This window comes from Promicromonospora sukumoe 327MFSha3.1 (assembly GCF_000385135.1).
Lineage (GTDB): Bacteria > Actinomycetota > Actinomycetes > Actinomycetales > Cellulomonadaceae > Promicromonospora > Promicromonospora sukumoe_B.
Map to the genome: position 1 here is coordinate 105,132 of NZ_ARQM01000017.1, position 21,187 is coordinate 126,318.

Below are 21,187 nucleotides of genomic sequence, written 5' to 3' on the forward strand. Positions count from 1 at the left end.
AGTGCCCCTATGCTGATGGCAACGTTGCCATTTCGTCAAGCGCGACCCCTCGCGCAAAGGAGCGCACATGCGTCTGGTCCCCAATCCCGTGCTGCCCGGCTGCCACCCCGACCCCTCGGTGTGCCGCGTCGGCGAGGACTACTTCATGGTGACCTCGACCTTCGCCTACCACCCCGGCATCCCGGTGCACCACAGCCGTGACCTGGTCACCTGGCGGCTGATCGGGCACGTGCTGACCGGCAAGAGCTGGCTCCCGCTGGACGGCAGCCAGGTGGCGGACGGCGTCTGGGCGCCCACGATCCGCCACCACGACGGGGTGTTCTACGTGGTGTTCACCGTCGCCCGCGACCGGCAGGGCGCCGCCACGTACCTGACCACGGCGTCCGACCCGGCCGGGCCGTGGCGGGTCCCGGTCCCGCTGGAGGCCGACGGGATCGACCCGTCGCTGTTCTTCGACCACGACGGCCGCGCCTGGTTCACCGCGGCGCGCGACGCGACGGCGGACGGCGCCACCGGGCCGGGCGAGATCTGGCTGCGGGAGCTCGACCTGGCAGCGCTGGAGCTGGTCGGGCCGGAGCGCGTGCTCTGGCACGGCGCGGTCGGGGGCGCATGGGTCGAGGCGCCGCACATCTACGAGCATGCCGGCCGCTACCACCTCGTGGGCGCGGAGGGCGGCACCGAGCGCAACCACGCGGTCACCAGCGCGACCGCCGACCACGTGACCGGCCCCTACCGCACGGACCCGCGCAGCCCACTGCTGACCCACCGCCACCTCGGTGCCGGCGAGCCCGTGCAGAACGTGGGCCACGCCGACCTCGTCGAGACGCCCGACGGCGAGTCCTGGGCGCTGGTGCTCGGCGTCCGCCCCGTGGCGCAGCACCACACGCTCGGCCGCGAGGTGCTGCTCGTCCCCGCCGAGTGGGACGAGCACGGGCCGGTCCTCGCGCCCGGTACCGGGCGTGTCCAGGGCGTCGAGCCCGGGCTGCCCGTCACGGCCGACCGCCCGGCCGACTGGCTGTCGCTGCGCGGGCCGGTCGACGCGGAGATCGCCGGCGACGCCGTCACGCTGCCCCCTCGGCCCGTCCCGCTGACGGCGCGCGAGGTGCCCGCGTTCCTCGCCCGGCGCCAGGACATGCACGCCTTCGAGCTGGACGCGGTGGTGGACTCCGCCCTGGTCGGGGCGCACGACGCCGGGGTGGTCGCCTTCCAGGACGAGGCCACGTTCCTCGCGGCCCGGGTGCGGCGGGGCGACGGCGGGTGCGTGGCGCGGGTGGCGGGCCGCCTCAACGGCGAGCCGGTCACCGGACCGGAGGTACCGGTCGCCGAGGACGTCACCCTGCGGATCCGGTCGGACGGCGAGTCGTACGCGTTCTCGTGCGTGTCCGGCACGCAGGAGCACGCGCTCGGCGCCTTCCCCCACTCCGTGCTGAGCACCGAGACGGCGGGCGGCTTCACCGGCGTCCTGCTCGGGCTCGTGAACGAGGCGCCCGCGAGCGAGGCTCCGCTGACCTTCCGCGGCGTGCGGTACGGCGTGCCGGCGTCAGCCTTGGACGGCGCGGGTGCTGGCGCGCACCACGAGTGACGGCGGCAGCAGGTGGTGGCGGGCGTCGCCGCCGCCGATCAGGTCGAGGAGCACCTCGATCGAGAGGCGGCCCAGGGTGACGAAGTCCTGCCGCACCGTGGTCAGGGCCGGCACGAGGTAGTCGGCGCCGGCCATGTCGTCGAACCCGACGAGCGACACGTCGCCGGGTACCGACAGGCCGCGGGCGGCCAGGGCGGAGAGCACGCCGAGCGCCATCTGGTCGTTGCCGCTGAAGATCGCCGTCGGCAGCCGGCCGGCGTCGATCAGCTCGGTGGTCAGCGCGTGCCCGCTGCGCGCGTGGAAGTCGCCGTGCAGCAGGCGCGGCTCCTCGATGCCCGCGCGGCGGAGCTCGGCCTTCCAGCCCTCGACGCGCGCGCGGGCGTCGAAGGTCTCCATGCGGCCGCTCAGGTGGACGATGTCGCGGTGGCCGAGGTCGAGCAGGTGGCGGGTGGCGAGGCGCGCGCCCTCCTCCTGGTCGAGCTCGACCGACCCGATCGCCGGGTTGGCGACGTTGCCGGACATGACCACGGAGATCGGCACGCGGGTCACGGTCCGGTCGAGCGCCTCCAGGGCGACGGGCCGGTCCGCGATGACCGCGACGCCCGCGGCGCCCTGCCCGACGAGGCGGCCGAGGCACTGCTCGAGCTGCTCGTGGGTGCCGCCCTGCCAGCTCGCGAGGCTGACCCAGTGCCCGGCCTCCTTCGCGGCCTGCTCGATGCCGAGGAGCACGCGCGGCAGCTCGAACAGCTCGGAACCGGCCAGGACGACGCCGAGCATCGTGGACCGGCCGCTCTTGAGCATGCGGGCGCTGTCGTTGCGCCGGTAGCCGAGCTCCTCGATGGCGCGCAGCACGCGCTCGCGGGTCTCGGGCTTCACGGTGGGCTCGTCGTTCACGACCCGGCTCACCGTGATGTGGGCGACGCCGGCGGCGCGCGCGACGTCGACCATGGTCGGCGGCCGCCTGCCCTGCGCCATCAGGCGGGCTCGGCAGCCGGTGCCAGCGTGGCGGCCAGCACCTGCCAGCCGTCGCCCCCACGCACCCAGAGCCGCGTGTAGGTCAGCCGCGCGGAGACCGCGGTGCCGCCCTGGACCGCGTCCACGGCGGCGACCAGCCGGGTGACTCCGCTCGCGCCGTCCTCCTGGACGTCGAGCGACTCCTCCTCCAGGCGGGTGATCCGCAGCGCGCCCGAGCGGTAGCCCTCCAGGTCGTCGTCCTTGGAGAACACGGACCCGTCGGGGCCGGCCCCGATGCACCGAGGATGCAGCAGTGCGTCCAGTGCGCTGACGTCGCCGGAACGCTGGGCGGCCTGGAGCGCGTGCTCCGCGGCAAGAAGACTCATCGGACGAGTCTACGCAGCGGCATCGGTGCTGGTCAGCGCTAACGCGCCTCCTGGTACGGGATGACCACGCGCTTGATGATCAGCAGGCCCGCCGCCGCGACCGGCACCGCCACCAGGGCGCCGAGGATGCCGCCCAGCGCCGCGCCGGCCAGGGCCGCGACGATGACCAGGACGCCGGGCATCGAGACGGCCCTGCTCATCACGCGCGGCGACAGCACGTAGGCCTCGACCTGCATGTACACCAGCAGGCACGCGGCGACGACGATCGCCGCGACCGGGCTGACGGTCAACGTCGCGAGCGTGACCAGGATGGACCCGATGACCGTTCCGACGACGGGGATCAGCGCCGCGACGAACGCGATGACGGCCAGCAGGATCGGGGCGGGGCTGCCCGCGAAGAGGGTGAGCACCAGCGTGAACGTGGCGTTGATGGTGGCCAGGATCAGCTGGCCGGAGACGTAGCGGCCCACGGAGTCCAGCACCTCGTCCAGGAGCGACCCGGTCATCTCCCGCCGGGAGCGCGGCACCAGGCGCAGGACGGCGGCGACCATGGTCGGCAGCGTGAGCGCGAAGTAGATGGTCAGGGCCGTGACGATGATGACGGCGGTGACGCCGTTGATCAGCCCGGTGCCGACCTGCAGCACGCCGCCGGCGATCGCCGAGAGCTGCCGGGGGTCGCTGAGCAGGTCGGTCAGCGAGGACAGCAGCCCGTTCAGGTCCAGTGCGCCCAGGTTGCTGGTGGCCCACTCGTACCAGGCCTGCTCCGGCAGCGTCCGCAGCAGCTCGACGAGCTGGGCGCCGAAGCTGCTGACCTGCGGCACCGCGATCGGCAGCACCGCGACGACGACGAGCGCGATCACCGCCGCCGACCCGACCACCATCACGGTCGCCGCGACCCAGCGCGGCAGGCCGCGGTCGGTCAGGGCCTCGGTCCCGGGCTCCAGCGCCAGAGCCAGGAACAGGGCCAGCCCGACGTACACGAGCACGGTCGCCACCGCGGAGAGCGCGCCCAGCACGGCGAGGCCGGCGCCGACCCCGAGGGTGGCGAGCATCGCGTAGCCGAACGGGTTCGCGGGCAGGCCCACCACCGTGTCCCGGCCCACCCGGCCACCGGCGACCCGCGGCGACCGCGCGGGCGCCGTCGGGCGGAAGCTCGCGTCGAGGTTCCGGCCCCTGGGCAGGCGTGGCGAGGTGCCGGGGCGGTGCTGCAGGCGGGCCATTGCGCTCCAATTCGGTCCCGGGTGTCCGCGGTGAACACCTGGCGGGTCCCAGCCTCCCGGAAACCGGCCCGGTTGTCGCCGTCTCGCATGAGGGGTTCTGCCCGGGCCTCCCACCCCGGGGGCGGATCGGCGTCTCATGGAGGACGACAGAGCACCGAACCCGCGCCGCACCCCGGCGCGGGTGCACCGAGCAAGGAGATACCCACCCATGCGTGGTGTCGTGATGCACGCCCCCGGCGACATCCGTGTCGAGGAACGAGCGGACGCCCGGATCATCGAGCCGACGGACGCGGTCATCCGCGTGACGGCGGCCTGCATCTGCGGGTCGGACCTGTGGCCGTACCGCGGGATCGAGAAGCTGGCCGGGCCCATCCCGATGGGGCACGAGTACGTCGGCGTCGTCGAGCAGGTCGGCGAGGAGGTGCGGAACGTGCAGGTCGGCGACTTCGTCGTCGGCTCGTTCGTCGCCTCCGACAACACCTGCGAGATCTGCCAGGCGGGCTACCAGTCGCGCTGCGTGCACAACGTGATGATGGGCTCGGAGGGCACACAAGCCGAGCTGGCCCGTATCCCGCTGGCCGACGGCACCCTGGTCCCGACCCCGGGGCCGCCGCCGGCCGACCTGGTCCCGTCGCTGCTGGCCGCCTCCGACGTGCTGGGCACCGGCTGGTTCGCGGCAGTGGCCGCCGAGGCGGGGCCCGGCAGGACGATCGCGGTGGTCGGCGACGGCGCCGTCGGCCTGTCCGCGGTCCTGGCCGCCCGGCACCTCGGCGCCGAGCGCGTCATCGTGTTCAGCCGCCACCCCGAGCGCCAGGCCCTGGCCCGCGAGTTCGGGGCCACGGACGTCGTCGAGGAGCGCGGCGACGCCGGAGCCGCGAAGGTCAAGGAGCTCACCGGCGGGTACGGCGCCCACGGCGTCGTCGAGGCGGTGGGCACCGAGGAGTCGATGTGGCAGGCCATCCGCTCGGCTCGGCCCGGCGGGTACGTCGGCTACGTGGGCGTCACGCACGGCGTGCAGCTCGACGGCCTAGACCTGTTCTTCACCGGCGTGCACCTGCACGGCGGGCCGGCCCCGGTGCGCCGGTTCCTGCCCGAGCTGATCCAGCTCATCTGGGACCGGAAGATCGACCCGGGCAAGGTCTTCGACCTCACCCTCCCGCTGGAGGACGCCGCCGAGGGCTACCGGGCCATGGACGAGCGCCGCGCCACCAAGGTGCTGCTCACCCTGTGACCGGATGCCTATCGTGGGAGCCATGAGCACCAAGGACGAGGTCCGTGACTTCCTGGTCTCCCGGCGCGCGAACGTGACGCCGGAGCAGGCCGGCATCCCGAGCTTCGGGGAGCGGCGGGTGCCCGGCCTGCGCCGCGAGGAGGTCGCGCTGCTCGCCGGGGTCAGCCTCGACTACTACACGCGGCTGGAGCGCGGGAACATCCGCGGGGCGTCCGAGAGCGTGCTGGAGGCGATCGCCCGCGCGCTGCGGCTCAGCGAACCCGAGCGCGAGCACCTGTTCGACCTGGCCCGGACGGCGCCGGCCGGGTCCGCTCGCACGCGCAGGCCCGCCCCGCAGGCAGTGCGCACGTCGGTCCAGCGCGTGCTGGACCACATGACGGTGCCCGCGGTGGTGCACAACGCGACGCAGGACATCGTCGCCGCGAACCTGATGGGCCGCGCCCTGTACTCGCCGCACTTCGACACCGAGGGCACGCCCAACATGGCGCGGTTCATCTTCCTGGACCGCCGCGCCCGGGACTACTACGTGGACTGGCCCCTGGCCCGCCGGACCGCGGCGGCGATGATGCGGCTGGAGGCCGGGCGCGACCCGCTCAACGCGGACCTCACCGCCCTGGTCGGGGAGCTCTCCACGCGCAGCCCGCAGTTCCGCGCCGACTGGGCCGGGCACGACGTCCACGAGCACCGCACCGGCGTCAAGTCGTTCCGGCACCCCGAGGTCGGCGTGATCGAGGTCGCGTTCGACGTGTTCGAGATGCCCGGCGAGGCCGGGCTGCAGATCGTCACCTACAGCGCGCCCCCGGGCACCGACTCCGCGGACCGGTTCGCGCTGCTCGCGAGCTGGGCGGCGACCCGGGAGGCGGCGGACGGCGGCGTCGCCGGGGCGGACGGCGTCGGGGCGGACGCTGCCCGCCCGGACGTCGCCAGCCCGGCCGTCAGCCGAGCAGCGGGCGGGTCTGCGTGAACAGGCCGCTGTAGGCGTTCAGCGCCGGCTGCCCGCCCAGGTGGGCGTAGAGCACGTTGCTGGTCGCGGGGATGTCGCCGCTGGTCACGAGGTCGATCAGCCCCGCCATCGACTTGCCCTCGTAGACCGGGTCGATGATGACGCCCTCCAGCTCGCCCGTGAGCCGGATCGCGTCGAGCGTCGACTCCACGGGGATGCCATACAGGTCGCCGGCCCAGCCGGGCAGCACCGTGATCTCGTCGTCCCGCAGCGGGCGGCCGACGCCGATCAGCTCCGCGGTGGCGCGCGCGATCCGGGCGACCTGGTCGCGGGTCTCGTCGAGCTTGGCGCTCGCGTCGATGCCGATCACGCGGCGGCGCGGGCCGCCGGCCTCCTCCAGCGCGGCGAACCCGGCGATCATGCCGGCCTGGGTGGAACCGGTGACCGCGCAGACCACGATCGTGTCGAAGAAGACGCCGAGCTCGCGCTCCTGCTCCTCGACCTCGTAGGCCCACCGCGCGAAGCCGAGGCCGCCGAGCCGGTGGTCGGACGCGCCCGCCGGGATGGCGTACGGCGTGCCGCCGCGCTCCTTGACGTCCTCGATCGCGCGAGCCCAGGAGTCCTTGAAGCCGATGCCGAAACCGGCCGGGTCCAGCCGAACCTCGGCGCCCATGATGCGGCTCAGCATGATGTTGCCGACGCGGTCGGCGACGGAGTCGGGCCAGTCGACCCAGTTCTCCTGCACCAGCACGGCCTTGAGGCCGAGCGACGCCGCGACCGCCGCGACCTGGCGCGTGTGGTTGGACTGGTAGCCGCCGATCGACACCAGCGTGTCCGCGCCCTGGGCCAGAGCCTCGGGGACGAAGTACTCCAGCTTGCGGGTCTTGTTGCCGCCGTAGGCGAGGCCGGCGTTGCAGTCCTCGCGCTTGGCCCAGATCTGGGCGCCCCCGAGGTGGGCGGTGAGCCGCGGCAGCGGGTGCACCGGGCTGGGCCCGAAGGTCAGCGGGTGACGGGGGAAGTCGGACAGGGCCATGGTTACTCCTCGGTCGCGGGGTCGGGATCTGCGTCGGCGGGCAGGGTGGCCCAGGTGTCGAAGGCGACGTCAGCGGCCCGTTCGGCGTCCCCGGCGGCGCACAGCCGGATCAGCTCCTCGTGCCGGGCGAACGACGCGCGGCCGCCGAGGGAGGCGAACCGCAGCCGTTCCGCGCGCCGCAGCACCGGCGTGAACTGGTCGAGCACGGCGGACAGCGCCCGGTTGGCCGCGACCCGCACCGGCACGCCGTGCAGGACGTCGTCGGCCCGGAGCGCCGCCTCGACGTCCCCGCTCTCGATCGCCGCGCGGAACTCGCGCTCGGCAGTGCGCATGGCGGCGAGGTCGTCCTCGGTGAGGCCGGGAACCGCCTCCCGGACCGCGACCTGGTGCATCGCGGCGACGACGTCGCGGGCGCCGCGCACGTCGCGCAGGTCGAGCGAGCTCACCGTCGTCGAGCTGCCGGGCCGGGCGACGACGAGGCCGGCCTCTGCCAGCCGCAGGAGCGCCTCGCGCACGGGTGTGCGGCTGACGCCGAGCCAGGCGGCGAGCTCGAGGTCGCGCAGCTGCTCCCCCGGCGCCAGGCTTCCGTCGACGATCGCGTCGCGCAGCCGGCCGTAGACGTCGTCGCGCAGCAGCCGACGATCGATCGCGGGCACGCTCCTCGGAATGGGCATGCAATATATTAGATGCAGATCAGGCAACCTTGGCAAGGGCGTGCTCCGCTGGTGCCAGGTGCCCTGCCGGGCCGGACGGCGCACTTGAGCTCGGATGGCGCTCCGCGCTTGGCACACTATTCCTAGGTCCCGACGTCGGCACTCCGCCGGGGGCGCGGCAGTTTGCATCGCAAACTCGGCAGTTGGCATTGAGATCGGTCCAGGCCTGTGCCGATCTCGATGCCAACTGCCGAACACTGCGGCGGGCCCAGCCAACTGCCGAACCTTGCGGCGTACCGACGCTCGGGCGGCGCGCCGGCCAGTGAGTGGCGCTACGCGATTGGCACACTATTCCCTTGCGCGACGTCGGCAGTTCGCCGGGGGCGCGGCAGTTTGCACCGCAGACTCGGCAGTTGGCATTGAGATCGGTCCAGTGTTGGACCGATCTCAATGCCAACTGCCGAACGACGCGGTACGCCCCAGCCAACTGCCGAACACTGAGGCGACGCCTGGGCCAACTGCCGAACACTGGGGTGCACGTCGGCTAACTGCCGAACTCGCGGCGCAGCCACCGACCCCCAGCCAACTGCCGAACACTGCGGCGCGCAGCGCCCGCCCTCTCGGCGCAGCCGCCCACGCCCCCTCAGCGCAGCGCCCGCGACCTGTGCCGCAGCGCCCCGCCCGGCCGGGCACTGGTCCGCGCGCCCTCCTCGATCACCGGCACCCCGCCCACGAGCACCCACGGGATCCCGTCGGCGGTCCGGCGCGGCTCGTCCGGCGTCGCGCGGTCCGCGACGGTGGCGGGGTCGAAGACGACGACGTCGGCCACGTACCCCTCCGCGAGGCGCCCGCGGTCCCGGAGCCCGAGCCGCGCGGCGGGCCGGGCCGAGAGGTGCACGATCATGTCGGCGAGCGACAGCACCCCCTCCTCGCGCACGTACCGCGCCAGGTACCGCGGGAACGTGCCCGCACCACGCGGGTGCGGCTTGGCGCCGACCAGGATGCCGTCGCTGCCGCCCGTGTGCCGGGGGTGCCGCATGATCTCGCGGACGTTCTGCTCGTCGCCGACGTGCTGCAGGATGCTCGTCCCGAGCCGGTCGGCGAGCAGCAGGTCGAAGAACACGTCGGCCGCCGCCCGCCCCTCGTCCAGCGCGATCCGCGCCACGGTGCGGCCCACCCGGTCGCCGAGGGCGGCGTCGCGCACGCCCGCGATCTCGATCGTGTCCCAGTCGACCGGCACGCCGTGGCAGCCGTCGCTGCCGACCGCCTCGACCTGGTGCGCGATCCACGCCCGCTCCCCCGGGTCGCACAGCCGGGCGAGCGTCTGCTCCGGGCCGCCCACCGCGGCACGGCTGGGCAGCAGCGCCGACAGCGTGGTGGACCCCGGCAGGTACGGGTACGAGTCGAGCGTCACGTCGACGCCGGAGGCGACGGCCCGGTCCACGAGCGCGAGCAGCTCCCCCGCCCGCCCCCGGTTCTCGGGGAAGTTCATGGTCGCGTGCGTCAGGTGCAGCGCGCACCGGGCGCGCTCGGCCACCTCGACCATCTCGGCGTACGCCCCGATCGCACCGGCCCCGTAGGACCGCTGGTGCGGCGCGTAGAAGCCGCCGTGCCGCGCCACCACCTCGGCCAGGGCGACCAGCTCGTCGGTGTCGGCGAACATCCCGGGCACGTAGGTGAGCCCGGACGACATGCCGAACGCGCCCTCCCGCAGCCCCTGGTCCACCTGGGCGCGCATCTCCGCGATCTCCGCCGACGTCGCCCGCCGGTCACCGGTGCCGACGACGTTCATCCGCACGGTGCCCTGCGGCACCAGGTAGGCGACGTTCGTCGCGGTGCCGCGCCGGTCCACCTCGGCCAGGTACTCCCCGACGGTGCGCCACGCGAGGTCGACGCCGTCCGGGATCCCGTTCCAGCCCGCGATCTGCTCGCGGACCAGCGGCATGGTCTCGTCCGTGACGGGCGCGTACGAGATCCCGTCCTGCCCCACCACCTCGGTGGTCACGCCCTGCGTGACCTTGGCGAGGTGGGCGCCGTCCGCCAGGACGGCCAGGTCGGAGTGGGCGTGCATGTCGACGAAGCCGGGCGCCACGGCCAGGCCGTCGGCGTCGATCACCCGCGCCCCGGATGCTTCGATCCGCCCACCGACGCCGGCGATGCGCCCGCCGCGCACGAGCACGTCACCGACGAACGGCTCGGTGCCGCTGCCGTCGACGACGAGGCCGCCGCGCAGCAGCAGGTCGCCGTCAGACGGCGTCGACACGGACCAGCTCCCGGATGCCGCGCGCCTCCAGCGCGGCGGGGTCCGCGGCGGCGGCGCTCGTCACGACGGTGACGTCCACGCCCTCCTCGCGCAGCGCGTGCCAGCGCTCGAAGACCGCCCCGCCCGGCCCGAGGGACGCGCGCGACAGCGGCAGGTCGTCCGCGTCGACGTCGACCACGACGGCCACCGGCCGCCCCGCGGAAGCCGGCCGCGCACCCGCCGCCCGCGCCTCCGCGACCACCTCGGCGAACCGCCGGCCGAGCGGCTTGACGTTGTTCTCGGTGTCGAGCAGGCCCAGCGAGTACTCGAGGTCCTTGTAGTCGCCCAGGTCGCGGGTCACGTCGTGCGAGCACCACCACGTGACGGCGTACAGGCCGTCCGTGGTGAGCGCCGCCTCGATGGTGCGTGCGCAGAACTCGGGCATCTCCGACTCGGCGAGGTTCATGGAGGGCGCCCCGACCTCCTGCAGCCAGACCTGCCGGTGCGGGTCCGTGGCGAACGCCCTGGACAGCTCGATCATCCACTCGGCGTGCCGCACCGACTGCGGCGACAGCGCGCCGTAGGTCGCGGCGGTCCCGTTGAAGATCCAGGAGTGCACGGTGGTCATGTCGCCCTGGCGGGCGGCGTGCACCGGCACGAACGGGTGCTCGTCGCGGTACCAGAGGTGGTCGTTCTCGCTGTGCGTCACCACGTGCCGGGGGTCGCGGTCACGCGGGGCGCCGAGCAGCGACGTCAGCCAGTGCGTGATCTCGTCGCGCTTGGCGGGCATCGCCGCCGGGTTGGGCCGCTGGAACTGGTTGAGCTCGTTGCCGAGCGTGAGCCCCAGGAAGTTCGGCTTGTCGCGGACGGCGTCGTAGACCGCCGAGACGAGCGCCGCCTGCGCGTCGATCGCCGGCTGGTCGGTGAACATGTTGCCGTCGTGCCAGTTCACGAGCCAGGCCGGCACGAAGTCGAAGCCGGACATGTGGCCCTGGATCACGTCCACCGAGATGTCCAGGCCGTGCTCGGCGGCGATGTCGGCCACGAGCGCGATGTCGTCCAGCGCCCGCTGCCGGATCAGGGTGCGGTTGGGCTGCAGCACCGGCCAGAGCGGGAAGACCCGGACGTGGTCGGCGCCGAGCGCCGCGATGGCCTCGAAGTCGGCGCGCACGACCGCGGGGTCGATCGCCATCCACTGGAACATCCAGTCCTTCGACGGGGTGTAGTTGACGCCGAAACGCGGGGTGGTGGTCAAGGGCCTGCCTCTCAGGTGACTCAGGATTCCCGGCCGTCGAGGGCCGGGCGGGGTAACTCAGGCGTGGGTGCCGGGGGCGGCGGACGTCGACTCGCGCACCATGAGCTGGCGGCCGCCGACCGTCTGCGAGGTCACGGCCTCGCCGCGCACCAGCCTCTCCAGCAGGGCGACGGCGGTGCGGGCGCTCTCCTCGACGGGCGCGTCGAGCGCGGTCAGCCGCGGGCGCACCAGGGTGGAGACCCAGGAGTCCTCCCAGGCGACCACGGAGAGCTGGTCCGGCACGCTCACCCCGAGCTCGGGCGCGTGCGCGACGATCTCGGCGGCGATCACCTCGCTGTCGACGATGATCGCCGTGACGTCGCCGACCCGGCCGAGCAGGTCGGCCACGGGGTCGGCGGCCTCGGCGTCCCAGACCGCGTAGGACGGCTCGACGCCGTGGCCGGCGGCGGCAGCGGCGAACCGCTGGTCGCGGGCGCGCGTGTGGGCCAGGCCGGGCGCGTCGTTGATCCGCGCCACGCGGCGGTGCCCGAGCCCGGCCAGGTGGGCCAGCACGTCGGCGAACGCGGCGTCGTCGCGCACCGTGACGGCGGGGACCGCGGCGTCGACCGGAGCACCGAGCACCACGGCGGGCGCGCCGAGCTGGCCGACGAGGTCGAGACGCGGGTCGTCCGTGCGGGCATCGACCAGCAGGAACGCGTCGACGCGCTGCTCGGCCCACCACTCGCGGTAGACGCGCGCCTCGTCGTCCGCCCCCACGAGGGTGAGCGAGAGCGACCAGCCGATGTCGGCCAGGGGCTGGGTGAGCCCGGCGACCAGGCGCATGAAGAAGGGGTCGCGACCGAAGGTGTCGCTCGCGCGGGCGATCACCAGCCCGAGGCTGCGCCCGCCCTGGCCCGACACCTTGCGGCTGGCGTAGTTGGGGCGCCAGTTGAGCTCGTCGGCGGCCTGCCGGATGCGCTCGGCGGTGGCGGCCGAGACGTTGGGCCGCCCGTTGAAGACGTGGGACACCGCGGACGGCGACACGCCGGCACGGCGAGCCACCGCGGCGATCGTTGCTCGTTTCGGGGGTGTTTCGGTCACGTGCCAGACCCTACGGGGGTTGACCCTCGAAAGTAAAGCGGTATACATTCGCGGCCAGCCAGTTTGTGTACCGCTTTACAAGGCTCGGCACGCGGAAGTGCCCCGCCCCTTCGACAGACACACCGAAGTTTCCAGGTCGACCAGCTCCAGGAGGTCCCGTGTCACACGGCATCAGCAGGCGCACATTGCTGGGCGCAGCGCTCAGCGGTGGGATCATCACGCCGCTACTCGCCGGGTGCGGCGCGCTCGTGCCCGCGTCCAGCGGCTCGAACGCCCTGACCGTGCACACCCAGATCAGCGGCGCCGTCGCCGGCGCGCAGGTGTTCTCCGACGTCGTCGCCGCGTACCAGCGCAGCACCGCGCGCAAGGTCGCGCTGCTCAAGAACGGCTCCGACCTGCCCATCGTCTTCGAGACGAGCACCCTGGCGGGCAAGGAGGCGGACGTCGCCATCGTCAACATGATGGGCCGCACGCTCTCCTGGACCCGCCTGGGCGCGACCGTGCCGGTCAACGACTACCTCGACGACTGGGGCCTGCGGGACCTGATCATCCCCGAGGCGCTGGCGGAGTGGACCGACGACGAGGGCCGCCTGCGTGCCTTCCCGTTCACCCGCACCAACTGGCCGGTGTCGTTCAACACCGGGCTCCTGGAGGAGGCCGGCGTCGGCGCCATCCCGACGACGTCGGACGAGCTGATCGCCGCCGCGGACGCCCTGCGCTCCAAGGGCATCGGCCCCGTGACCGTGGGCGGCTCCGACTGGAGCGGCCAGAAGATGTTCCTGCAGATCATCCAGGGCTTCATCACGCAGGACGAGGCGCGCACCGTGTTCTCCACGGGCAAGATCTCCGAGAGCCCCGGCGCCATCGCTGGCGTGGAGCACTTCGTCGAGCTGCGCGACGCCGGCGTCTTCGTCGACAACGTCCAGGGCTACACGTCCGACTCGGAGCTCACGCAGTTCAACACCCGCAAGGCCGCCATCGTGCCGGCCATGTCGTCGGCGCTGGCGCTGGTACCGAACGAGCGCGCGGCGGAGGTGACCGTCGGCGGCTGGCCCAAGCCGTCGAGCGGCGGCGTGCTGGAGCACCCGAGCGTCATCAAGAGCTTCAACGGCCACGGCATCTGGATCAGCGAGAACGGCCTGGGGAAGCTCGACCTGATCAAGCCGTTCGTGCAGAACCTGTACACCCCCGAGGTCACGGACGAGTTCATCCTCGGGTCCGGGCGCGACATGAGCCGCATCACCGACACCGTCAGCCAGGACTTCCCGCTCGTCGCCCAGGGCTCGCGCCTCACCGACGACGACGTGACGCCCGTGATGCTGCCCGACCTGCTCATCCCCGACGCCGTGTTCGAGCCGATGATCCAGGCGACCGCGCTCGCCTACGGGTCCGCGCCGGCCGACCGCATCATCGACGCCTTCGAGAAGTCGTACCAGGCGGTCTGACCGCTCGAGCTGGGAAAGGACCCCACCCATGACCGCCCTGATCGACGGCCGCCCGAACGCCGTCGGCGACGGCAAGACCGCCGCCCCCCGCACCCGCCGCCGCGGGACCGTCCGCGACCGGTTCCCCGGTCTCGCCCTGCCCGCACTGATCTGGTACGCGGTGTTCATGATCGGCCCCGTGGTCGCGATGTTCGTCATCGCGTTCCTCTCGTGGCCGGGCATGCTCACCACGCCGACCCCGGCGGGCCTCGACAACTTCGCCCGCGTCTTCGCCGACGAGACCTTCTGGACCGCCACGCTGAACTCCGCGATCCAGATCGTCGTCGGGCTGCCGATCATGATCGGCCTGGCCTTCCTGCTCGCCTTCTACGTGGTGCAGAAGCCGCGCGGCCACCGCGTGCTGCGGTACCTGCTGTTCATCCCCGCGCTCATCTCCGCGCCCGCCACGGCGATGGTCTTCTACGCGATGCTCAACCCGGACGGCCTGGTCAACGGGTTCCTGCGGCCGCTGGGCCTGGAGGGCAACGAGTGGCTCGCCGACCCGACCACCGCGCTCGGCGCCATCATCGCCGTCGAGCTGTGGAGCGGCATCGGCTACTCCGCGGTGCTGATCGCCTCGCGGCTCGACGGCGTCGAGACCGAGATCGTGCAGGCCGCCCGTCTGGACGGCGCGAACGACTGGCGGCTGGCCTGGCGCATGTACTGGCCCATCGCGCGGGACTTCATCGGCGTCGTCGCGATGCTCCAGTTCCTGTCCATGCTGTTCAACTCGGCGCAGACCGTGCTGCTGCTCACGCAGGGCGGGCCCGAGAACGCGACCACCACGCTCGCGTACCTCATCTACCGCAAGGCGTTCGTCGAGACCGACCTGGGCTACAGCCAGGCCGTCGGCGTCGTCCTCTTCGTGATCGGGCTGCTCGGGATGTGGGCGATCCGCCGCACGCTCCGCGCCACGCACTGATCCCGATCCGACCCGACCTGCCCTGGAGAACCTCATGGCTCAGCGCGCCGCAGTCGCCCGTCGACTCCCCCTGCGCGACCGCATCGGCTCGATCACGAGCGGCACGCTCGCGTGGATCTACGCCGCCCTGCTGGTCATCCCCTTCTACTACTTCATCGTCTCCTCCTTCAAGACGAACGAGGAGATCTTCGAGTCGCCCCTCTCGTTGCCGACGACGTTCGACTTCTCGAACTTCACGACGGCGATCCAGCAGGCCGACCTCGGCCTGGCCGTGGCCAACTCGGCGCTCACCACGGTCGCCGCGCTGGTGCTGACCCTGCTGCTCGCCCTGCCGGCGTCGTTCGCGCTGGCGCGGGCGCGCGGGCGGGCCGGCAAGATCGTCGAGAGCGTCTTCGCGCTCGGGTTCCTCATCCCGTCGTTCGCGGCGCTGTTCCCGACGTTCCTGCTCGCCGCGGCGCTCGGCCTGTTCCACACCCGCACGTTCGTGATCTTCCTGCTGCCGGCGACGGCGCTGCCGCTCTCGATCGTCATCCTCACCTCGTTCATGCGCACCATCCCGCGTGAGCTGGAGGAGGCCGCCTCGATGGACGGCGCGTCCTCGCTCCAGGTGCTGCGGCAGGTCTACCTGCCCATCTGCGTGCCGGGCATCGCGACGGTGCTGCTGCTCAACTTCCTGTCGTTCTGGAACGCGTACCTGTACCCGCTCATCCTGATCGGCCCGGACACCGCGCAGCGCACCATCCAGGTGGCCCTGCCGACCCTCAAGGTCGACGCCGGCACCGACTACGGCGTGCTGATGGCCGGCACCCTGTTCACACTGTTGCCCGTGTACCTCGTCTACACCGTGCTCCAGCGCCAGATGCAGCGCGCGCTGCTGTCGGGGGCGGTCAAGGGATGAGCCACCCCCGAGCCGCCACGCTCCCGCTCGCCACCCGGATCGGCCAGGTCAACCAGCGCCTCAAGGGCTGGGAGGCCGTGCGGTGGGTCGACGGCGCTCCCCGCGTCACCGACGTCCTGCGGCGCGAGGTGGACCGCTGGGGCGGGCTCGGGGCGCTGTACGGCGTGCTCCGCGCCGACCCGTGGTCCGCGGTGCGCTGGGACAACGGCATCCCGCCCGAGCGCAGCGCCGAGGCCTACGCCGCGGTGCAGGAGCACGTGAACACCCACGGCGACGGCATCCCGGTGCTGTTCGTCGAGGAGGCACCGCACGGCCTGATGGCGCTCGGCGGCACCACGCTGCCCGTGAACCTCGCGCTCGGCGCCGGCATGGACGCCGACCTGACCGAGGAGCTTGCCGCCGCCGTCGCCGCCGAGGCCCGGGCGCGCGGCACGCACGTCGCGCTCGTCTCCGGGCTCGACGTGCTGCGCGACCCGCGCTGGGGCCGCGCCGAGGAGTGCTTCTCGGAGGACCCGGCGCTGGCCGCCCTGCTGGTCGAGGCCACGGTGCGCGGCATGCAGGGCACCTCCGCGCCCGGAGAGGCGATCGACGGCGCGCACGTCGCCGTCGTCGCCAAGCACCTCGCCGGGCAGGGCGCCGGGATCGGCGGGCGCAACGGCTCGGGCGCGCCCGTCGGCCGCCGCGAGCTCGGCGAGATTCACCTGCGCCCCGCGTACGCCGCCGCCCGTGCGGGCGTCGCCGGCTTCATGGCCGCCTACAACGACGTCGACGGCGTGCCGTGCAGCGCCAACGAGGAGCTGCTCACCGGCACCCTGCGCGAGCAGTGGGGCTGGGACGGCGTGGTCATGGCCGACGGCACCGCGATCGACCGGCTGCGCGACAGCTCGCCCGACCCCGCCTTCGCCGCCGCGCTCGCCCTGCGGGCCGGCGTCGACCTCAGCCTGTGGGACGAGGCGTTCACGCACCTGGAGCCCGCGATCGAGCGCGGCCTGGTCGACGTGGCCGTCCTGGACCGCGCCGCCGACCGGGTGCTGGCCCTCAAGCGCCGCCTCGGCCTGTTCGGCGACCCGGTGCCGGGCGTCCCGGTCGAGCGCGACGTCGTCGCCCTCGTCGAGCGGGCCGCTCGCCAGTCCGTCGTGCTGGTGGACGACGGCGGCGTGCTGCCGCTGCGGCCCGGCCAGACCCTCGCCGTCGTGGGGCCCAACGCCGACGACCTGGACGCCCAGCTCGGCGACTACACGCCGCCGCGCCCCGCGCCCGACCCCGGCGCCTCGACGGTCCGGTCGGCACTGGCCGCGCGGTTCGGCGCCGACCGGGTGCGGCACGCCGCGGGCAGCCGCCTGCGCGGCCCGCTCGACGACCCGGCCGCGCTCGACGCGGTGCGCGCCGCCGCCGCCGGCGCCGACGTGTGCGTGGTGGTGCTCGGCGGGACCAGCCGCCGCACCTACGACGACGAGTTCGCCGACAACGGCGCCGTTGACGGCCCCGCGCTCGACACGACCAACGGCGAGGGCGTGGACCTGTCCTCGGTCGCCCTCCCGCAGGCACAGCTCGACGTGGTCCGGGCCGCGCGCGCCGGCGGCACGCCCGTCGTCGGCGTCGTGCTGGACGGGCGGCCGCGAGCCCTGACCGAGCTCCGCCCGCTGGTCGACGCGCTGCTGGTGGTCCCGTTCCCCGGCCCGACGGGCGGCGAGGCGATCGCGGCCGCGCTCTGCGACGGCACGGCGTCGGGCCGCCTCCCGGCCACCTTCCCGGCCGCGGACGGCGTCATGCCCGTGGCGCACGACGAGCGCATGGAGACGGCGCGCGGGTACGTGGACACGGACGTGCTGGCGAGGCTGCCGCTCGGCACCGCGCACCTGCCGGGCGTCACCCTGGGCCTGGCCGGCGAGGCGGTCTCGGTCGCCGCGTCCGCGCTGGCCACCGGCGCGGCGGCGCACCTGACCGTCGAGGTCACCAACACGAACGCGGCCGAGGCGTCGCTGTCCGTGCCGCTGTACGGTCGGCGCCACGAGCCCGGCGTCCGGCCGCGGCGGCGGACCCTCCTGGCGGTGCGCCGGGTGACGGTGGCGGCCGGCGCCACGGCGGCCGTGCCGTTCGACCTCGGCCTGGACGAGCTCGGGTCCTGGGCCTCCGGCGCGCCGGAGGCGGCGCCGGTCACGCTCAGCGTGTGGTGCACGCCAGAATCGGACCCGCCCGCCCACGCCCTACCGGTCCGCGTGACCGACCAGAACGGAGCCACCCCATGGGAGCGATGACGCGAACCCCGCTCGACCCCGCGATCACGACGGTCCTGACCCACGCCGCCGACCGGGCGCGCGCCACCTCCGGCGCGCGCGTGGGCGACATGGTCGAGGCCGCGCTGCTGCGCACCCTGACCGACACCGTGACCATGGGCGACGACGGCACCGCGTTCGTCATCACCGGCGACATCCCGGCCATGTGGATGCGCGACTCGACCACGCAGCTCACGCCGTACCTGCGGTTCCTCGGCTCGTGCCCGCCGCTGGCCGACCTCGTGGCGGCCGTGGTGCGCCGTCAGCTCGCGAGCCTGGACCACGACCCGTACGCGAACGCCTTCAACGACGGCCCGACGGGCGCGCACTACGACCCGGACGACGTCTGCGACGACCCGCACGTCTGGGAGCAGAAGTACGAGATCGACAGCCTGGCCTACCCCGTCACGCTGGCGCACACGCTGTGGCGGGCCACGGGCCGCACCGACGTGTTCGACGAGCGCGCCCACCGGGTGCTGACCACGATCGTGGCCCAGCTCCGCACCGAGCAGGACCACGACGCCTCGCCCTACCGGTTCGAGCGGGAGACCGAGATCCCGACCGAGACGCTGGCGCGCGAGGGCCGCGGCACCGCCGTCGGCCGCACGGGCATGACCTGGAGCGGGTTCCGCCCCTCGGACGACGCCTGCACCTACGGCTATAACGTCCCGGCCAACCTGTTCGCGGCGCAGGCCCTGCTGGCCGTCGCGGAGATCGCGGCCGAGGTGCTCGACGACGCGGCCCTGGCCGCGGACGCGCGGGCGCTGTCCGGGGAGCTGGTCGCCGGGGTCGCGGAGTTCGGCGTCGTCGCCGGGCCGGACGGCGCGCGCGTCTACGCCTACGAGGTGGACGGGCTCGGCGCCGCGCTCCTGATGGACGACGCCAACACCCCGTCGCTGCTGTCGCTGCCGCTCAACGCCCCGGACGTGCTCGACGCCGAGGTGTGGCGCGCGACGCGCGAGCTGGTGCTCAGCCCCGCCAACCCGTACTACGTGACCGGCACGGCGGCGAGCGGCATCGGCAGCCCGCACACCAGGCCGGGCCGGGTCTGGCCGATCGCGCTGGCCGTCGAGGCGCTCACGGGCACGGCCGAGGACCGGGTGCGGATCCTCGACGTGCTCGCCCGGACCGACGCCGGCACGGGCCGCATGCACGAGTCGTTCGACGCCTCCGACCCGGCGGCGTACTCGCGGCCGTGGTTCTCCTGGGCCGACTCGATGTTCTGCGAGGTCGCGCTGGTGGTCGCGGAGGAGTCCGCCGGCTCGTAGTCACGCCGTCCGCGGCGCGTCCGGCGGGATCAGGCCGAGCTGCCCCGCCTTCGCGAGGGCGCTGGTGCGGCTGGACGCGTTGAGCTTGCGGTAGACCTTGCGCACCTGGGTGCGCACGGTGTTGACCGAGACGCCGTGGTCCGCCGCGATCCGCACGGCGCTGTCCCCGGCGGCCAGCCCGACCAGCACCGCCCGCTCGCGCCGGGTCAGCAGCACGATCGGGCCGGACGCCGGGTTCCGCGCGTCGTCGAGGGTGCGGGTCATCCCCAGGTCCTGCGGATCGGTGCCGGTCAGGTGGCACAGCTCCAGCACCTCGTCCCGCGGGAACAGCGCGAACGGCGCGAGCAGCCCCTGCCGGCCGAGCTCGACGGCGTGCAGGAACCGCGCCCGCGCCTCGTCGGTCTCGCCGGAGCGCAGGTGCACCACGGCGATGACGAGCTGGAGCTCGAGCGCGTCCCGCGGGGTCACCCCGGCGTCCCGCATCGCCCGCCCGGCGACCGTCAGCGCGCCGTCGGAGTCGCCGGCCAGCAGCCGCACCCGGGCCGCGGGCGGTAGCAGCCGGCCGGTGGTCGCGGCGGTCTCGGCCAGAGCCACCACGCGGTTGCCCTCGCCGGTCGCGGCGAGCAGGTCGGCGTGCGCCCGCAGCAGCACCGGGTGCGCGTCCGGGCCGGGCCGCATGCCCATCCCGTGCGCGAAGCAGGCCGCGTCGAGTCCCAGCAGCCCGTTCACCGGCTCGTCGAAGGCCACCGAGTACGCCGCCCACGCGGCCGCGAGGAACGGCCAGAGGTCGCCCGGGTCCTCGGCGCTGCCCGCCTGGTCCAGGGCCTGCTCCGCGGCGTACGCGTCGAGCCGGTCGATCGCGAGGAGGGCCCGCGCGATGACGGCGCCCAGCAGCAGGTGGTGCTCCAGCCACTCCGGGACCGGTCCGCACTGCCCGATGCGGTCCAGCCAGCTCTCGGCCATGGCGTGGTGCCCGCGCACCGCCGCGAGCAGCGCGAGGTTCGCGCACGCGGCGGCGCCCGCGAAGTGCTGGAACGGCGGCGGGCCGGCCTGCTCGTAGGCGCGGCGCAGGTGGCCGATCGCGACGGCGGGCCGCCCGGCCAGCATCGCCGTCACGCCCCGGTTCAGGGCGATCAGGCCGGGCCGCCCCACCCGGCGGTCGGCACTCCAGGGCAGGGCGCCGGCGTCGTCGGTCCGGAGCAGGTGCTCCTCGACCCAGGCGCCGATGCCCTCCGCGGTCCGGTACTGGCCGCGGGTCCGCGCCGCGTGCATCGCCAGCGCGCCCGCCGCGATCATGTCGCCGGGCCGCGTGAACGAGCGCAGCCGCTTGGACAGGCGCACGCCGTGCAGCTCGAACAGGCGCATCGTGGCGCGCAGGTGGGCGTCGTCGCCGGCCTCGGCGAGCTGGTAGGCCAGCACGCCCGCCATGAGCAGCCGCGGACGGCGGGCGGCCATGGTGGCGGGCAGCCGTTCGAGCAGGCCGAGCAGCTCCGGGCCGAACCGGGCGGGCAGCTCGAACCACCACACGTCCGCCAGGTCCTCGAGGGTGTCCAGGTCGCCGGAGGCGATGGCGCTCAGCACTCCGTGCTCTCCGTGCTCGTCCGCGCGGCTGTGTGCTGCCTGGGCGCCCGGTCCGGGCGTGACAAGCCACTTCAAGTCGTAAGACAAAGTCGTTGCGTCCCATTTCCACCAGCCCGTCGGCGCATTTCGTGGCGGGGAATTCGGCCTGGGGTGCCGGCTCGGCTGCCCGGGCCGGGTAG

At 73.8% G+C, this 21,187-nt stretch carries 17 protein-coding genes; 8 read left to right on the forward strand and 9 right to left on the reverse strand.

The genetic code is table 11. From position 1 onward, the window contains the following. Positions 1–67: 67 nt before the first annotated feature. A complete protein-coding gene (locus H291_RS0126570) occupies positions 68–1,582 on the forward strand; it encodes a glycoside hydrolase family 43 protein (protein ID WP_020018072.1) in 1,515 nt (504 codons plus the stop codon). On the opposite strand, the gene H291_RS0126575 is transcribed toward H291_RS0126570, so the two are convergent. From H291_RS0126575 to H291_RS0126585, 3 genes are read right to left on the reverse strand one after another with little or no spacing between them, the layout of a single operon-like run. After that, a complete protein-coding gene (locus tag H291_RS0126575; protein ID WP_020018073.1) occupies positions 1,541–2,557 on the reverse strand; it encodes a LacI family DNA-binding transcriptional regulator in 1,017 nt (338 codons plus the stop codon). The genes H291_RS0126570 and H291_RS0126575 overlap by 42 nt on opposite strands. Beyond that, positions 2,557–2,922, reverse strand: coding sequence for a nuclear transport factor 2 family protein (locus H291_RS0126580; protein WP_020018074.1), 366 nt, complete (start codon positions 2,920–2,922; stop codon positions 2,557–2,559). The genes H291_RS0126575 and H291_RS0126580 overlap by 1 nt, the downstream gene beginning before the upstream one ends. Positions 2,923–2,960: 38 nt before the next feature. Further along, the gene (locus tag H291_RS0126585) at positions 2,961–4,142 is read right to left on the reverse strand and encodes an AI-2E family transporter (protein ID WP_020018075.1); all 1,182 of its coding nucleotides are present in this window, start codon (positions 4,140–4,142) and stop codon (positions 2,961–2,963) included. A gap of 208 nt (positions 4,143–4,350) precedes the next feature. On the opposite strand from H291_RS0126585, the gene H291_RS0126590 reads away from it, so the two are divergent. Both H291_RS0126590 and H291_RS0126595 read left to right on the forward strand, forming a co-directional pair. Then, positions 4,351–5,373, forward strand: a complete 1,023-nt coding sequence (locus H291_RS0126590; protein ID WP_020018076.1) for a zinc-dependent alcohol dehydrogenase family protein — start codon at positions 4,351–4,353, stop codon at positions 5,371–5,373. Between the two features lie 22 nt (positions 5,374–5,395). After that, a complete protein-coding gene (locus H291_RS0126595; RefSeq protein ID WP_020018077.1) occupies positions 5,396–6,337 on the forward strand; it encodes a helix-turn-helix transcriptional regulator in 942 nt (313 codons plus the stop codon). Here the strand turns inward: H291_RS0126595 and H291_RS0126600 are convergent. The 5 genes from H291_RS0126600 to H291_RS0126620 form a co-directional block, all read right to left on the reverse strand. Further along, positions 6,309–7,349, reverse strand: a complete 1,041-nt coding sequence (locus H291_RS0126600) for a 1-aminocyclopropane-1-carboxylate deaminase (RefSeq protein WP_020018078.1) — start codon at positions 7,347–7,349, stop codon at positions 6,309–6,311. The two genes, H291_RS0126595 and H291_RS0126600, sit on opposite strands and share 29 nt — an antisense overlap. A gap of 2 nt (positions 7,350–7,351) precedes the next feature. After that, the gene (locus tag H291_RS0126605; RefSeq protein WP_026366167.1) at positions 7,352–8,023 is read right to left on the reverse strand and encodes a GntR family transcriptional regulator; all 672 of its coding nucleotides are present in this window, start codon (positions 8,021–8,023) and stop codon (positions 7,352–7,354) included. A gap of 622 nt (positions 8,024–8,645) precedes the next feature. Then, positions 8,646–10,265: an N-acyl-D-amino-acid deacylase family protein gene (locus H291_RS0126610; protein WP_020018080.1), complete on the reverse strand. Its 1,620-nt coding sequence runs from the start codon at positions 10,263–10,265 to the stop codon at positions 8,646–8,648. Next, positions 10,249–11,499 (reverse strand): glycoside hydrolase 5 family protein, encoded by a 1,251-nt coding sequence (locus H291_RS0126615; protein WP_020018081.1) that lies wholly within the window; start codon positions 11,497–11,499, stop codon positions 10,249–10,251. Before H291_RS0126615 ends, H291_RS0126610 begins: the two co-directional genes overlap by 17 nt. Before the next feature lie 57 nt (positions 11,500–11,556). Beyond that, positions 11,557–12,579 carry a LacI family DNA-binding transcriptional regulator gene (locus H291_RS0126620; RefSeq protein ID WP_033328125.1) on the reverse strand — a complete coding sequence of 341 codons (1,023 nt, stop codon included), beginning with the start codon at positions 12,577–12,579 and terminating at the stop codon, positions 11,557–11,559. A gap of 158 nt (positions 12,580–12,737) precedes the next feature. Here H291_RS0126620 and H291_RS0126625 point away from each other — a divergent pair, with 158 nt between their 5' ends. The 5 genes from H291_RS0126625 to H291_RS0126645 are packed head-to-tail and all read left to right on the forward strand — an operon-like array spanning position 12,738 to position 19,427. Further along, a complete protein-coding gene (locus H291_RS0126625) occupies positions 12,738–14,024 on the forward strand; it encodes an ABC transporter substrate-binding protein (RefSeq protein ID WP_026366168.1) in 1,287 nt (428 codons plus the stop codon). Between the two features lie 28 nt (positions 14,025–14,052). Beyond that, positions 14,053–14,985 carry a carbohydrate ABC transporter permease gene (locus tag H291_RS0126630; protein WP_026366169.1) on the forward strand — a complete coding sequence of 311 codons (933 nt, stop codon included), beginning with the start codon at positions 14,053–14,055 and terminating at the stop codon, positions 14,983–14,985. Positions 14,986–15,019: 34 nt separating this feature from the next. Next, positions 15,020–15,883: a carbohydrate ABC transporter permease gene (locus tag H291_RS0126635; protein ID WP_020018084.1), complete on the forward strand. Its 864-nt coding sequence runs from the start codon at positions 15,020–15,022 to the stop codon at positions 15,881–15,883. Then, on the forward strand, positions 15,880–18,141 hold the full coding sequence (locus H291_RS0126640; RefSeq protein WP_020018085.1) for a glycoside hydrolase family 3 protein: 2,262 nt from the start codon (positions 15,880–15,882) through the stop codon (positions 18,139–18,141). Before H291_RS0126635 ends, H291_RS0126640 begins: the two co-directional genes overlap by 4 nt. After that, positions 18,138–19,427, forward strand: a complete 1,290-nt coding sequence (locus H291_RS0126645) for a glycoside hydrolase family 125 protein (RefSeq protein WP_020018086.1) — start codon at positions 18,138–18,140, stop codon at positions 19,425–19,427. The genes H291_RS0126640 and H291_RS0126645 overlap by 4 nt, the downstream gene beginning before the upstream one ends. Here the strand turns inward: H291_RS0126645 and H291_RS0126650 are convergent, their stop codons facing one another. Next, on the reverse strand, positions 19,428–21,083 hold the full coding sequence (locus H291_RS0126650; RefSeq protein ID WP_157237376.1) for a helix-turn-helix transcriptional regulator: 1,656 nt from the start codon (positions 21,081–21,083) through the stop codon (positions 19,428–19,430). Between the last annotated feature and the right edge of the window lie 104 nt (positions 21,084–21,187).